The sequence below is a fragment of the Devosia lacusdianchii genome (assembly GCF_022429625.1).
GTDB classification, from domain to species: domain Bacteria; phylum Pseudomonadota; class Alphaproteobacteria; order Rhizobiales; family Devosiaceae; genus Devosia; species Devosia lacusdianchii.
The window spans coordinates 579,619-594,503 of the sequence record NZ_CP092483.1; the positions used below are offsets into that span (position 1 = coordinate 579,619).

The window sequence follows — 14,885 nt, forward strand, 5'->3', positions numbered from 1 at the left end:
GTCAACTCGGCTTGTTCTGGCCGTAAAGGGCGGGTTGTGCGGCGCCGTACAGCCCGCCGATCACGCCCAGGTGCAACACCCCCCGCAGCAGATTCTTGCGCCAGCGCGTCGGCGAATAGGCCGTGGCCGCTGCCATGGCGAGGCAATACAGCGCCTTGCTGGCAGCAATGCTGGCGGCGCCGATTCCCAAGCCCGCCGTGCCCCGCAATCGCATTCCGTGGGTCTGCCCCGAACGCAGGCGTCGGCTGAGCAGCCAGTTCATCGCTGCGCGATTGGCCGGCACCGGCTCCTCGACCCAGGCATCCCCGGCAAAGGCAATTTTGCCGCCGGTATCGCTGTAGCGATAGAAGAAGTCGGTATCCTCGCCACCCGATTTGCCCAACGCAAGATCGAACCGCAAGCCGCTAAGCGGCGCCTGCCAGCGCATCAGCACGTTGCAGGTATAGCCGGTGCGAATGGCGCCATCGACAAGCACCGGCCCGGTCGAATGAAAGTCACCCTCCACCAGCCAGCGCGGCGCTGACTGGCCATAGATCGCTCGCACCGGCCCGAGCACCACGCCAGCCCCGGTTTCATCAGCCGTATCCAGCAGAGCCCGCAGCCAGCCGGGCGAGACGATCTCGTCATCATCCACGAAGGCAACGAACTCGGCCGTGGCCGCGTCGAGGCAGGCATTGCGGGCAATCGAGATATTGGCGGCGGGGCTGTGGAGGTAGGTCACCGGAAAGGGGAAATCGACCACGACCCGCTCGACCAGTCCCTGTGCGCTGGGGGTCTCGTCATTATCCGACACGACTACGCGGATCGTCAGGCCCCGGGCATCGAGCCCGGCAACCGACTTCAATGTCTCGGCGAGGAAGGCGCGGCGGAAGGTGCAGATGCAGATATCGACGCTGTGCTGGCTCATGCTGTGCCCAAAGCCTCTTTCCGCGGCGACAGCGACTGCGCCAGATGCAGCCAGAAGCCGGTCGACCAGGAAAATTGCATGATCATGGCGCTGATCCCCACCAGCGGCGCGCCTTGTGGCGGCAGCTTGTAGCGATCCGACAGCTGCAGGGCGGCGAGCATGCCCAATCCCAGGCAGGCGGCGATCCACAGTGCCAGTGGCACCGCCGCTGTCCAGTGCACCACCGCCAGCGGCGCCAGCACGGCCGCCGGCGCAATGGCCAGCGGCAGCATCTGCCTCAGACGCGGCCGCATCCTGTGCTTGAGCAGGTTTCGCGCCCGCCCGCGCCCATAGCCGAAATACTGCTTGGACAGGCCCGACACTGACGCGCGCGGATAGTAGGTCATCGTCGTTTCATCGGTGAGCCAGATGCGAAACCCCGCCTGGGTCAGCCGAAAATCGAGTTCGGCATCCTCATTGTGGCGGAAGCTCTCGTCATAACCGCCAACGGCGCGATAGGCGGGAATGCTCATCAGCGCATGATGCCCATGGCTGACGAAGCGGCCGGCCCGCCCGGTGCGATGCTCCGATCCGCCGGTGCCGACCACCGAATTCTGCGCCGTCGCTACCGCCCGCTGGAAAAGACTCATCCCCACCGTCTTCATCGGCACCACGACGCTATCCACGTCCTTGGCCTGGGCCTCGCGCACCAGCACCCGGCAATAGTCCGCCGGATAGGCGCCATGCGCATCGATGCGAATGACATAGTCGATATCGGCGCCGAAGCGGTCCACCGCCAGGTTGATCGCGGCGCTCTGGATGCGCTTGGGATTGTGCAGCAGCCGCACCAGCGGACTGTGCCGCACCTGCTCGGCCACGATATCGAGCGTTCCGTCGCGGCTGCCGCCGTCGGCGACCACGATCAGCGCCCCAAGCGCCTCGGCCTCGGGCAGCAGGCCCTCGATCAGCCCGCCGATATGCCGGGCCTCATTCAGGGTTGGAACCACGATCAGGCAGGTCTTGTCTGGCGCTGTCATGCGACCTCCGTAATCAGGTGAGAATTCGACGTGAGGCTGGAAAGGCGCGAGACCAGCGCCCGGCAATCGGCCTGCCCGTAGGAAAACAGCGCCGGATCGAGGGCGGCCACCCGGGCGGCCATGGTTTTCACGGTCGCCATGTCCAGCTTGCCCAGGGCGGCGCGCAGCGTCTGCGGCTCGATATCGGCGATGATAAGCCCGATGCAGTGCCGCTCAAGGAAGGCGGCCGTCTCGGTGCCCGCAACTGCGATCGGAATCGCACCATGTAGGCACCCCTCATAGAGGCGGTTCGGCAGCAGCCAGGCCGAGTTTTGCCCGGCCTCGAAGAAGTCGATGGCCCAAGAGAAGTGCACGTCCGAATAGATCGCGGGAAGATCATCCGGATTGCGATAGGGCCCGGCGAAGCGCAGATGCGGCTGGGCCGTGACCTGCCCGTCGAAGTCGTCGAACTCGGTCCGGGCCGGACGGCCGCGCAGCACGACTTCGATCCGACCATCCATCTCTTGTGTAAGGCCAGACAGTGCCGCGAGCGAGCGGCTGCAACGCAAGGCGCCGAACCAGCCGATGCGTATCGGACCGTCTGGCGCGGCGAGGGCAGGGTTATGCCCGCGCGCCCCATCACCGATCGGCGCCTTGTTCTCGACGATCAGCGCCGGTGGCCCGCCATAGATATCGAAATAGTTGCGCAGGAATCCTGGCGAACTGGTGGTCAGCAGCGAAGTCTTGGCCGACAGATAGCGTTCGGCCCCGCGCATGGCATAACCGATCATGTCCCGCCGCAGCAGCAGCCGGTGAATATCGAGGCATTCATAGACCAGCGGATGCCGTTCGCCCCACATGGCGCGCAGCCGATTGGCAAGCGGCAGCATTTCCAGATTCCGCGCCATGATCACGTCCGGCACGCCGGCATCGCGCATCCGCCCGGCTATCCCAGCCAGCGCCTTGGCGACCGCAACCAGGCGCTGTCCGAAGCGGCCATCCTCGGTTTCGCCCAGCACCATGACGCTGCTGGCATCGAGACTCGGCAGGGCCGCGCCTTTGCGGATGAAACCGGCCACGGCAACCTCGGCGCCGCCCGTCCGCATCATCGAGATGCGGCGCGCTGCGGCCGGATCGGCCAGGTTGGGCGTAAGGTAGAGCACCTTCAGCACGAGGGCACCTGGCGCGACAAACGGGTCTGCGCCGGGGCCGGTCTGGCCCCTGGGTGTTGACTATAGAGCATAGGCTACGCGCCTCTCAGTTCGGTCAAAACTATGGCCCCGAGTAGGGCTTGGCGGGTCCGGCAGGTCAATCCGGGGAAGGTGGGCTGCTGGTCTGCGCGAGGCGCATATCCATCCCGGACCGTGCAGTGATCGGTGCGTCACCGACCAGACTGTTCGACGAACGCCCATTTCGCCGGGGTCCTGGTGGGACTAAATGGAGGATGTGGCATCGCCATGGCGACGAGCACACGCCCGCCCATGCAAACTGCCGAAACAGCTTTCAGGAGGCCATCGTGATCGATGCATCCGTCCAGACCAACGTGAAGTCCAAGCCGATCTTGCCGCTCTCCACCAGTCTCGGCCCGGTCCACGTCGCCGTCACCGACCGCGCCAAGGCGCTGGCCATCTGGCAGGACGTGGTTGGGCTCGATCTCATTGAAGAGATCGGCAACGCGTTGACGCTCGGCGCCGGTGGCAAGCCGCTGATCGTGCTCGAAACGGGCGCGGTGCGCCCCGTCGTGCCGCGCAGCATCGGCCTCTATCACGTCGCCATTCACGTGCCGCAACGCGCCGACCTGGCGCAGATGGCCGTGCGGGCGCTGCAGCGCAATGTGCGGATTTCGCCGACCGACCATTTGGTCAGCGAAGCCATCTATCTCTGGGATCTCGACGGCAATGGCATCGAGATCACCTTCGAGACGCCATGGCGCGGCACGTTGGGTGATCCCGACAAGGGCCAGACCTATGCGGTCACCACGGAAGGTAAGTCGCATTCCGGTCGCGACCCGATCGACCTTGATGGCCTGTTGGCCGAACTGGGCCCGTCCCCTGTCCTCGCGTCGCGCATGCCATCAGGCACGCGCATCGGCCACGTCCATGTGCATGTGAATGACTTGCACATGGCGATGGATTTCTACCGCGACGTGCTCGGCTTTGCCGGCTTCCTGCTGATCAGCTCGTTCGGCATGGGCGACGTGGGGCTCGACTACATGCCCCACACCATCGCCTTCAACATCTGGTCCGGCCCCAATGCCGCCCTGCCATCGGCCGGGTCAGCAGGTCTGCGCTGGTTCACCATTGTGGTGGCCGATGCGCCGACGCTCGACGGCGTCAAGACGCGGTTGGCTGCGGCTGGATCGCCGGTGTCGGCGCTCGAGGATGGTATCGAAACGCAAGATCCGTTCGGCAACCGGATTAGGGTGCTTGTGGCAGGCTGATACGTCCCGCACCCACTGCCCGTCACCCTCGGGCTTGACCCGAGGGCACTTCACTTTGCCGGGCGCGCAGCAAGAGGAAGACCCCTCGGGTCAAGCCCGAGGGTGACGTCCGGCGGGCGGGGCCGTCACTCAGCACACAGCCGCTTCCCTCATCTCAACTAACATGTTAGTCCTCCGCCCACCTGATCGGAGGACTTTCATGCGGGCTATTTCTTGTGCCGCGCCGGGCGAGCTGGCGCTGATCAATATCGAACGGCCCGCGCTCAAGCCCGGCTGGGTGCGCGTCGGTATTCGCCATATCGGCATCTGCGGCACGGATTATCATATCTTCGAGGGCAAGCACCCGTTCCTGCAATATCCGCGCATCATGGGCCATGAGTTGAGCGGCGTAGTGCTCGACGCCAATGGCGCCGACACCTTGGCCAACGGCGATCCTGTGGTCATCAATCCCTATCTGCCCTGCTATCAATGCCCCGCCTGCCTTGAGGGCAAGACCAATTGCTGCGAGACGCTGACCGTCATCGGCGTGCATGGCGATGGCGGCATGGCCGAGGAAATCGTCATGCCGGCAGTCAATCTCTACCGCGCCGAAGGCCTCAGCCTGCGCGACGCCGCCATGGTGGAATTCCTCGCCATTGGCGCCCACGCCGTGCGACGCACTGAGCTCAAGCCCGGCTGGCGCGTGCTGGTCGTCGGCGGCGGACCGATCGGGCTCGGCGTCGCCTTCTTCGCCAGCATTGCCGGTGCCGACGTGACCATTCTCGATGCCGCTACCGACAAGCTCGATGCGGCCCGTGGCTTCGGCTTTGGCGCCGCCGCTTTGGACGAGCGCGACGGTGCCACGTTCAAGGCCAAGATGGCGACCGGTTTCGACGCCGTATTCGATGCGACCGGCGCCATTCCCGCCATGAACCAGGCGGTTGGCTATTGCCGCAATGGCGGTGCGCTGACGTTGGTCGGCGTGGTCAAGGGCACGCTGGCATGGGAAGATCCTGAAATCCACAAGCGCGAGCTGACCATCCGCGCCTCCCGCAACGCCACCAAGGAAGATTTCGACCACGTCATGGCCTCGATCCGCAATGGCAGCGTGCCCACCGACCGGCTTGCAACGCATGCCACGAGCTTTGATGATGTGCCCACGAATCTGCCGAAATGGGCCCATGACCGCACCGGGCTGATCAAGGCGATCATCACGGTTTAGGAGTTTCCCATGCGCACCGCCGAAGACGTCATCCGCTTCTGGTTCGTCGAGCACGGCAAGGACGATTGGTTCGACGGCAAGGCCGAGTTCGATCACGCGCTTGCGGTCGAATTTGCTGAAACCCACCCCAAGGTGGCCCTCGGCGAGGCTTGGCAATGGCGTAGGACACCCGAGGGGCGGCTGGCCGAGATCATCGTGCTCGACCAGTTCAGCCGCCAATTGCACCGCGGCTCGGCCGAGGCCTTTGCTCAGGACAAGATGGCGGTGGCGCTGGCGCAGGAGGCCATAGCCGCAGGTGCCGACGAAGCTATTCCGATGGAGCGGCGCATGTTCCTCTTCATGCCCTTCATGCATGCCGAGTCGCTGGTGATCCAGGAGGAGGGCTGCAAGCACTTCGCCCAGTTTGGCGAAGAGATGATGAAATTCATGACCGGCCACCGCGACTGCATCGCCCAGTTCGGCCGCTTCCCCTTCCGCAACAAGGCGCTGGGCCGGCAGAGCACGGCCGAGGAACTGGCCTATATGGAAGAGCAGAAAGACCGGGTGTTTTGACTTCACCTCTCCCTTCGGGGGAGAGGTCGGCGCGCAGCGCCGGGTGAGGGGCCCTTCCCCAACCACTGGCGCTCCCGCGGACCTGATCCGCGGGTCATTCGCAACACGGTACAAGCGACGAAAGACCCCCGGGATCAAGTCCTGAGGAAGCGACTGCAGGTGCGGAGAGGCAGTGCCTACGTCACCAACAACTTCGGATCGACCAACGCACCCTTCTGCCCGATGACGACCCCAGCCACCCGATGCGCCGCCTCGGCCGCCTCACGAAGTGACTTCCCGGCCAACCGCGCCGACAGATACGCCCCGTTGAAACTGTCACCCGCCCCAGTGGCATCCACCACCTTGGCACCGGGCTTGGGTCCGACCTTCACCCGCTCGGTCGCCGTGGCGATCAGCGCATCCCCCGCGCCGTCCTTGACCACCACTTCCTCGACCCCCAGTTCGAGATAACGGTCAGCCGTGTCTTCGACCGACTTGTCGCCAAACAGCGGCGCTTCATCGGTATGGGTCGGCAGCACCACGTCGCACAGCGTCGCGGCAGCGGTCAGTACTGACGTCATCACGCGCGGGCTGGTCCATAGCGCCGGCCGGATATTGGTATCGAACACGATCCGCGCACCGGCATCGCGCGCCTTGACGATAGCGCCGAGCAGACGACCGCGCGCCCGCGGCAGGAGAATCGCCAGCGTAATGCCGGAGAAGTAGACCATGCTGGCGCCTTTGACGGCCGCCGCCAGCGCATCCTTGTCGTCGGCGAGGAGCTTGGCAGCGGAGGTATCGCGCCAATAGGTGAAGTGCCGATCGCCCTTGTCCTGATGGATCATGTAGAGGCCCGGACGCCGACCTGGAACGGTTCGGATATGGCTGGTCCCAATATTATTGGCGTCGAGAAACGCCTTGATGTCATTGGAGTAGCGATCCTCGCCAAGCCCGGTGAAATAGTCGACCGACCAATCCTTGCCGAGCAGCGCGCGCATATACCAGGCGGTATTGAGCGTATCGCCGGCATAGCCGAGGCGATAATTGCGGTCTTCGCCGCCGCTCATTTCGATCATGCATTCACCAATGCTGACGAAGCGCTGCTGTGCCAAATCCTATCCTCCGACCCCGAACTCGCTTAACCACCGCGTCATTCCCGCGCAAGCGGGAATCCCCGTGCAATCGCACAGCATAGGGAGATTCCCGCTTTCGCGGGGATGACGCCGTGCTAGACGAAAGCACGGCGTCATTCAATCTTCCATACAAGTTGTGAAGGCCCTATGGTGACGCCGATTTTGAGCCGGAGACTGACATGACGCGCCTCAGCGCCGCTATCCTCGCCAATGCCCCCGCCGGCGTCGCCGTGCCGAACTACGACCGCAGCCAGATCACACCCGGCATCGTGCATCTAGGCATCGGCGCCTTCCACCGCGCCCATATGGCGGTCTATGTCGACGACCTGCTGCGGGACAATCCCGATTGGGCCATTATCGGCGCCAGCCTGCGCCGGCCCGATACCAAGGAGGCGCTGGAACCACAGGACGGTCTCTATACCGTCGCCGTGCGTGACGCCTCCGGCACCCATCCGCGCATTATCGGCTCCATCCTCAAAGTGCTCGACGCCAATACCGAGCGCCAGGAATTGCTTGAGCTGATGGCCAGCCCGCAAATCCGCATCGTCTCGCTGACCGTGACCGAGAAGGGTTATTGCCACGATCCGGCGACGGGCGAACTGGATCAGCGTCACCCGGACATCGTCCACGATCTCGCCAATCCCACCGCACCACGATCGGCGCCCGGCATCCTGGTCGAGGCATTGGCGCGTCGCAAGGCGGCGGGCATCGCCCCGTTTGCGGTGATGAGTTGCGATAACCTGCCGTGCAATGGCGCCACGGTGAAGCGCATTGTGCAGAAATATGCCAGCATGATGTCAGCAGATCTGGGACAGTATGTCAGCACGCTGGCCTTTCCCGGCACCATGGTCGACCGCATCGTGCCCTCTACCACCGATGCGGACCGCGCCACCCTTGCCGGCTTCACCGGCATGGAAGATGCCTGGCCGATCATGACCGAGCCCTTCACCCAATGGGTGATCGAGGACCATTTCCCACAGGGACGCCCGCCCTTCGAGAAGGCCGGCGCGCAACTGGTTGAGGACGTCGAGCCCTTCGAGCGCATGAAGCTGCGCATGCTCAATGGCAGCCACTCCACCATGGCTTATCTCGGCTATCTTGCTGGTTATGAATACATTTCCGACGTTATGGGCGATGCCGATTTCGTCAAGCTCATCCACGGCCTGATGACCGAAGAGGCCATGCCGACACTCGACATGCCCGGCGTCGACCTCGCCGCCTATCGCGACCAATTGCTGGAGCGCTTCCGCAATCCGGCGCTCAAGCACCGCACTTGGCAGATCGCCATGGACGGCTCGCAAAAACTGCCGCAGCGCCTGCTCGGCACTATCCGTGACCGTCTCAAATCCGGCCAGCCGTTCGATCGCCTGGGCCTCGGAGTCGCGGCCTGGATGCGTTACGTGGTCGGCATCGACGAGAAGGGCGAAAACATCGACGTCCGCGATCCGCTGGCCATGCGGATGATGGCCATTGCCGCCGATGCCGGGGATGACGCCGAGGCCCTCTATGAGGGGCTGGTGGGCTTGGCGGAAGTGTTCGGCAGCGATCTGCCGGGGAGCCAGGCGTTTGGCGAGACGGTGGCGACCCATCTCGATGAGCTGTTTGAGGTCGGGGTGAAAGAGGCGGTCAAGGAAGTGGTCGAAGAGGGTACCGCCTCCTAGCCTCCCCCTGACAGGGGGAGGGACCGATCCAGTTTCTGGCAACATACCGCCACGACCGCCGCGCAGATTCCTCCCCCTTTTTCAGGGGGAGGTTAGGAGGGGGTATCCTTGCTTAAACCCGCCCCTCCATCGCTCGATCAAATATCTCCAGCGCCCGGTCCTTGGTCAGTTCCACCGGGTTGCCGCCCGCGGTCGGATCGACAATCGCCATATCCCCGATCAGATCGCGCTTGCTCCCATCGACCTTGAATTCCGCCAGCGTATGCGGCACGTCGAGCCGCATGCGCAGGCCGATCACCGCATGCTGGAAGGCCTCAAAGCTCGGCGCCAAACCGATATAAGCCGCCAGCCGGGCGATCCGCGCCTCGATCGCCGTGCGGTTGACCGCCAGTACATAGGGCATGAACACGGCATTGGTCATGCCGTGATGCGTGTCATAAAGCGCCCCGACCGGATGGCTGAGCGCATGGATCGCGCCCAGCCCCTTCTGGAACGCCGTCGCACCCATGGCGGCGGCGCTCATCATGTGGCCACGCGCTTCGACGTCGTTCGGATCGGCATGGACCTTGGGCAGGTTTTCCATGACGAGGCGAATGCCTTCCACCGCGATGCCATCGGCCAGCGGGTGATAGCCCGGCGCGCAATAGGCCTCGAGGCAGTGGGCCAGTGCGTCCATGCCGGTGCCCACAGTGATGAATTTGGGCATGCCAACTGTCAGTTCGGGATCGGCAATCACCACCTTGGGCATCATCAAAGGATGGAAGATGACCTTCTTGGTGTGGGTCGTCTCGTCGGTGATAACCCCGGCGCGGCCGACTTCCGAGCCGGTACCGGCGGTGGTCGGCACGGCGACGATCGGAAAAATCCCCTTGGGATCGGCGCGGGTCCACCAGTCGCCGATATCCTCGAAATCCCACATCGGCCTTGTCTGCCCGGCCATGAAGGCAATGACCTTGCCGACATCGAGCCCGGACCCGCCGCCAAAGGCGATGACGCCATCATGGCCGCCATCGCGCAGCACCTTGATGCCGGCTTCGACATTGGCCGAGATCGGGTTGGGCTTCACATCAGCGAAGACTCCCACCGGGATACCGGCCGCCTTGAGCAAGGCGATGGTGTTCTGGGTGACCGGCAGGTTGACCAGCCCGGCATCGGTGACCAGCAACGGCCGGGATATACCAGCGGACTTGAGCGCTTCGGGCAGCTCGGCGATACGGCCGGGACCGAACTTGACTGCGGTTGGGTAGTTCCAGTTGGCTTTGGTCATTTTGGCCTCTTGCTTACTCGGGCCGCTGGCCCTTCCACCACCGTCATTGCCGGGCTTATCCCGGCAATCCATCGCTGGATCGCGTTGGCGGTGACATAGACCACCGGGACAAGCCCGGTGGTGACGACGATGGGGTGGATTGTGTTCCCCAGAAACTCACACCCGCTTCAAATGATAGCTCTTGGGCTGGGTCAGGTTCGCATAGCCGATCTCGCTTAGCCCGCCGCCCTTGCCGGTATCCTTCACCCCGGTCCAGACCAGCGCCGGATCGAGATAGTCGCACCTGTTGGCGAAGACCGTGCCGGTCTCGATGCTGCCGCCGAGCTTGGCCGCCGTGTCCAGGTCTTCCGTCCAGATCGATGCCGTCAGCCCATAGGGGCTGTCATTGATCAGCGTGATGGCTTCGGCATCGTCGGCCACCTTCATGATGCCGACCACCGGGCCAAAGCTCTCTTCGCGCATCACACTCATCTGGTGATTGACGTTGGTCAGCACCTCCGGCGCCAGATAGGGCGAGCCCGGCTTGTCGAGTTCATGCCTTGAATTAAGGTGCCGCGTCGCGCCGCCGCGCAGCGCCTCTTCGGTCTGCTGGCGGACGTGGTCGGCAAAGTTGCCGCGCGCCATGGGGCCGACAATAGTATCGGCATCGAGCGGGTTGCCCAGCGTCCAGCCCTTGGCGTTCTCGATGAAGCGCTCGACGAAATTGCCATAGACGCTTTCATGTACATAGATGCGCTCGACGCCGCAGCACGACTGGCCCGAGTTGAAGAACGAGCCATCCACCAGGTTCTCGACCGCGTTGTCGAGATTGGCATCAGCGCGAACATAGGCCGGATCCTTGCCGCCGAGCTCGAGGCCGAGCGTCGCAAATGTGCCCGCCGCGGCCTTCTCGATGCGACGACCGCCTTCGACCGAGCCGGTAAAATTGATGTGGTCGATCTGCCCTGAAGCAATGAGCTTTTCGGTATCGGCATGGCCCAGCACGAGGTTCTGGAACAGCCCGGCCGGCAGACCCGCGCTTTCGGCGGCGGCAGCAAAGCGCTCGCCGGCCAGCAGCGTCTGGCTGGCATGCTTGAGAATGATCGAATTGCCGGCCATCAGCCCCGGCACAATGGAATTGACCGCCGTGAGGAACGGATAGTTCCACGGCGCGATCACCATCACGGTGCCCAGCGCCTCACGGGTAATGTAGCGGGTAAAGCCCTCTTTCTCCGGCTTGACCGACGGCGCCAAGGCTTCGGCGGCCAGCTCGATCATGTAGCGGCTGCGTTCCTCGACACCGCGCTTCTCGCCGCCAAAACGGATCGGGCGGCCCATCTGCCAGGCCAGCTCGGGCACGATCTCGTCGTTCATCAACAACAGCGCATCGACAAAATGCGTCAGAATTTTCTGCCGCTCGGCAATGGTCGTTGCGGCCCAGGCCGCTCGACCAGCCTTGGCGCGAGTGATGGCGCTGTTGATCTCGGCCGCGGAGGCCATTGGGCGCTCGGCAAAGACGCTGCCATCGATGGGCGAGATGATTTTGACCGTCTCGGTCATGTTCTTGGCCTCTTGGTCTAGTTCCTCCACCGCGTCATTACCCGGCTTGTCCGGGTAATCCATCGTGCCGCGCGTGGAGGTATCAAATGGATTGCCGGGACGGGCCCGGCAATGACGGTGGGGAGGGATAAAACCTCCTCGTGACGCAGTCTAGCTCCGTTCAAAACCGCGCTTGAGTTCCCAGTCGGTCACCCGGCGATCATACTCGAACTGCTCCCACTCCGCTGTATGCACGTAATGGCCCACCACCGCCTCGCCGAACGCATCCTTGAGCATTTTGGACTTGCGCAGCGTATCGGTGGCCTCGCGCAGGGTCTTGGGAATTTCACGCAGCTTCTTGGTGGTGTAGGCGTCGCCGACAAAGGCCGGCTCCAGCGGCAGCTTATCCTCGATGCCCTTGATACCGGCCGCGATCAGCGCGGCCAGGGCAAGGTAGGGATTGAGATCGGCGCCGCCTATGCGGCATTCGACGCGGATGGATTTGCTGTGCTCGCCGCAGAGACGGAAGCCGGCGGTGCGATTGTCCGGCGACCAGATCGCCTTGGTCGGCGCGAAGGTACCGGCCTGGAAGCGCTTGTAGCTGTTGACATAGGGCGCGAGGAAATAGGTGATCTCGCGGGCATAGGCCAGTTGCCCGGCCATGAAATGCTGCATCAGCGGGCTCATGCCGCGATCGCCCTTGCCGTCGGCGAAGAGCGGCTTGCCCGATTTGTCGGCCAGCGACATATGGATGTGGCTCGATGATCCCGCGAGGCCGAAATCCCACTTGGCCATGAAGGTCACGGCCTTGCCCTGGGCCCATGCGATTTCCTTGGTGGCGTTCTTGAGCACTACATGACGATCGGCCATGGTGAGGGCGTCGGCATATTTGACGTTTATCTCTTCCTGCCCCGGGCCCCATTCGCCCTTGGAGCTTTCCACTGGAATGCCGGATGCCTGCAGATGCTTGCGCAGCGCCCGCATCACGCCTTCTTCCTTGGTGGTCTGGAAGATGTGGTAATCCTGAATGTAGTCGCCGGCAGTCTGGGCGCTGCGATAGCCCTTCTGGGCGATCGTGCGGTAATCGTCATCGAACAGGTAGAATTCGAGCTCCGTCGCGGCGTTGGCCGTATAGCCCATGGCGGCGAGCCGATCGAGCTGCCTCTTGAGGATGGCGCGCGGACTATGCGCGACGGGCTCATGGTGGTGGTGGTCGCTGAGGTCGCACAGCACGATGGCCGTACCTTCGAGCCAGGTGGCTTTCATCAGCGTGGTGAGATCGGGCTTCATGACGAAATCGCCGTAGCCCTTGCCCCAATTGGCCGCCTCGTAGCCGGGCACCGGTTCCATGTCGATATCATCGGCCAGGAGATAATCGCAGCCATGCGTCTCGTCATTGGCCGTCTCGAGGAAGAACTCGGCCTGCAGGCGCTTGCCGATCATGCGCCCCTGCATATCGGGGAAGGCGACGAGCACCGTGTCGATGGCGCCCGCAGCGACGTCTTTGCGCAGTTCAGCAAGGGTGTAGGGCATTGGATTCTCCTCATTGTCGTCATTCCCACCGGGTCATCCCGGCGAAGGCCGGGATCCATGTCCGAGTGCTCCGCTACATCCAGCACCGGATGGGTCACCGCATGGATTCCGGCCTGCGTGGATAGAAAGGGCGCAGTGTTTCACCGCGCCCTCCTTTGCCTACGCCTTGTGCTCTAGCGCGAACTCTTCTTCCGGCGACATGATCAGCTTGTGGCGGCCGATAACGGCGAAGTAGGCAATCCCCACGGCGCACCACAACACCACCCAGATCACGCCCTTGAAGAAGTTCGGGTCCTGCAACTGGTAGAAGAGCGTCACGGCTGCGATGATGATGGTGAGCACGGCGCCGGGAATGCCCAGTGGCGAGCGGAACGGCCGCTCGATATTGGGCTGGTTGCGGCGCAGGATGATGAAGCTCAGTGCCTGCATGATGTAGCTCAGCATCGCGCCGAACACCGCCATGTTGAGCAGCACCACGCCGATGATGTCGTCGCCCAGTTGGGTTTCGCCACCGCCGCCCCCGCCATTGACGAACCAGATGACCAGCATGACGACCAGGCCCAACAAGGCACCCGAAATCATCGCGACATGCGGGGTCTTGTAGGCGCTGTGCGTCACCGACAGCGCCGACGGGAAATAGCCGGCGCGGCTGAGCGAATAGACTTGGCGGCCCTGCGCATAGAGGATTGTGTGGAACGAGGCGATGAGGCCGGTCAACGCCACGATGCCGAGTACCGTTGCGCCCGCATCGCCATAGATGGCACGGAAGCCGTCGAGCAGCGGTTCGAGCGAGGAACCGAGCGCAAAGCTGCCGATGCCCATCACCGAGGGGTTGAGCAGCACGATCATAAAGGCCGACAGCACCAGCGTGGCGAAGGCCAGAAGGATGCCGCGCGGCAAGTCACGCTTGGGATCGACCGATTCCTCGGCGGCCAGCGGCACCTGTTCGATCGCGAGGAACAGCCAGACGGCGAAGGGCAGGGTCGCCAACACACCTTGCCAGCCAAAGGGGAACCATTCCCCGTTGCCCTCGGGCAATTCGACGGCCTTGCCATCCGGACCGGCACCGATATTGAGCGCCCAGCGACCAAAATCCATGTGTGTGATCGCCGAAATCCAGAACACCACCAACACGCCCAGAGAGATCAGGGTCACGACCAGCGTCACTTTGTAGCTGAGCGCCACGCCATAGATGTTGAGCGCCAGGAACACGGCATAGAACACGATCCACAGGATTGGATAGAGCGCCGTATCCATGCCGGTAATCGAGCCGAAATAGCCCGAGATGAAGGTCACGATGACAGCCGGGGTGAGGACATATTCGACATTCTCGAACAACCCGGTAATGAAGCCGCCCCATGGGCCCATCGAGGTGCGCGCGAAGGAATAGGCAGCGCCGGTATGCGGCAGCGCCGGGCTCATTTCGGCGATCGATGACACCAGCCCCAGATACATGATGGCGATGATGCCGGCGGCGACGAGCATGCCGCCCCATCCGCCCGTCATGAAGCCGAAATTCCAGCCCGAGAAGTGGCCCGAGATCACCGCGCCGACGCCAAGCGCCCACAGTGACCAGATGCCCGCATAGCGTTGCAGTCCGCGCTTCTCGAAATAGTCCTTGTCGCGCGTCGCATAGGCGACACTGCCGACCTTCTTTGTCTCAGCCATAGTCACGTCCCCTGGTTAAGCCCCAATGTGG

General features: G+C 63.5%; 12 protein-coding genes. 4 read left to right on the top strand and 8 right to left on the bottom strand.

The window, feature by feature from the left end:
* Position 1: 1 nt before the first annotated feature.
* The 3 genes from MF606_RS02870 to MF606_RS02880 are packed head-to-tail and all read right to left on the bottom strand — an operon-like array spanning position 2 to position 3,074.
* Positions 2-907 carry a glycosyltransferase family 2 protein gene (locus MF606_RS02870; protein WP_240232145.1) on the bottom strand — a complete coding sequence of 302 codons (906 nt, stop codon included), beginning with the start codon at positions 905-907 and terminating at the stop codon, positions 2-4.
* On the bottom strand, positions 904-1,923 hold the full coding sequence (locus MF606_RS02875) for a glycosyltransferase family 2 protein (RefSeq protein WP_240232146.1): 1,020 nt from the start codon (positions 1,921-1,923) through the stop codon (positions 904-906). Before MF606_RS02875 ends, MF606_RS02870 begins: the two co-directional genes overlap by 4 nt.
* On the bottom strand, positions 1,920-3,074 hold the full coding sequence (locus tag MF606_RS02880) for a glycosyltransferase family protein (protein ID WP_240232147.1): 1,155 nt from the start codon (positions 3,072-3,074) through the stop codon (positions 1,920-1,922). Before MF606_RS02880 ends, MF606_RS02875 begins: the two co-directional genes overlap by 4 nt.
* Positions 3,075-3,418: 344 nt before the next feature.
* Between MF606_RS02880 and MF606_RS02885 the strand changes: the two genes are divergently transcribed.
* The 3 genes from MF606_RS02885 (at position 3,419) to MF606_RS02895 (ending at position 6,095) form a co-directional block, all read left to right on the top strand.
* Entirely contained in the window at positions 3,419-4,342 is a 924-nt protein-coding gene (locus MF606_RS02885) for a VOC family protein (protein ID WP_240232148.1), read from the top strand.
* Between the two features lie 199 nt (positions 4,343-4,541).
* The gene (locus tag MF606_RS02890) at positions 4,542-5,543 is read left to right on the top strand and encodes a zinc-binding alcohol dehydrogenase family protein (protein WP_240232149.1); all 1,002 of its coding nucleotides are present in this window, start codon (positions 4,542-4,544) and stop codon (positions 5,541-5,543) included.
* A gap of 9 nt (positions 5,544-5,552) precedes the next feature.
* The gene (locus MF606_RS02895) at positions 5,553-6,095 is read left to right on the top strand and encodes a DUF924 family protein (protein ID WP_240232150.1); all 543 of its coding nucleotides are present in this window, start codon (positions 5,553-5,555) and stop codon (positions 6,093-6,095) included.
* Between the two features lie 176 nt (positions 6,096-6,271).
* Here the strand turns inward: MF606_RS02895 and MF606_RS02900 are convergent, their stop codons facing one another.
* Complete coding sequence (locus tag MF606_RS02900; RefSeq protein ID WP_275693119.1) at positions 6,272-7,186, bottom strand: sugar kinase; 915 nt, start codon at positions 7,184-7,186, stop codon at positions 6,272-6,274.
* A 200-nt stretch (positions 7,187-7,386) separates the two neighbouring features.
* Here MF606_RS02900 and MF606_RS02905 point away from each other — a divergent pair, with 200 nt between their 5' ends.
* Positions 7,387-8,868, top strand: coding sequence for a mannitol dehydrogenase family protein (locus MF606_RS02905; protein ID WP_240232151.1), 1,482 nt, complete (start codon positions 7,387-7,389; stop codon positions 8,866-8,868).
* Between the two features lie 112 nt (positions 8,869-8,980).
* Here MF606_RS02905 and MF606_RS02910 read toward each other — a convergent pair whose 3' ends face one another.
* From MF606_RS02910 to MF606_RS02925, 4 genes are all read right to left on the bottom strand, one after another.
* The gene (locus MF606_RS02910) at positions 8,981-10,135 is read right to left on the bottom strand and encodes an iron-containing alcohol dehydrogenase (RefSeq protein ID WP_240232152.1); all 1,155 of its coding nucleotides are present in this window, start codon (positions 10,133-10,135) and stop codon (positions 8,981-8,983) included.
* Between the two features lie 156 nt (positions 10,136-10,291).
* On the bottom strand, positions 10,292-11,674 hold the full coding sequence (locus MF606_RS02915) for an aldehyde dehydrogenase family protein (RefSeq protein WP_240232153.1): 1,383 nt from the start codon (positions 11,672-11,674) through the stop codon (positions 10,292-10,294).
* A gap of 150 nt (positions 11,675-11,824) precedes the next feature.
* Complete coding sequence (locus MF606_RS02920) at positions 11,825-13,186, bottom strand: glutamine synthetase family protein (RefSeq protein WP_240232154.1); 1,362 nt, start codon at positions 13,184-13,186, stop codon at positions 11,825-11,827.
* A gap of 159 nt (positions 13,187-13,345) precedes the next feature.
* On the bottom strand, positions 13,346-14,854 hold the full coding sequence (locus tag MF606_RS02925; protein WP_240232155.1) for an amino acid permease: 1,509 nt from the start codon (positions 14,852-14,854) through the stop codon (positions 13,346-13,348).
* Between the last annotated feature and the right edge of the window lie 31 nt (positions 14,855-14,885).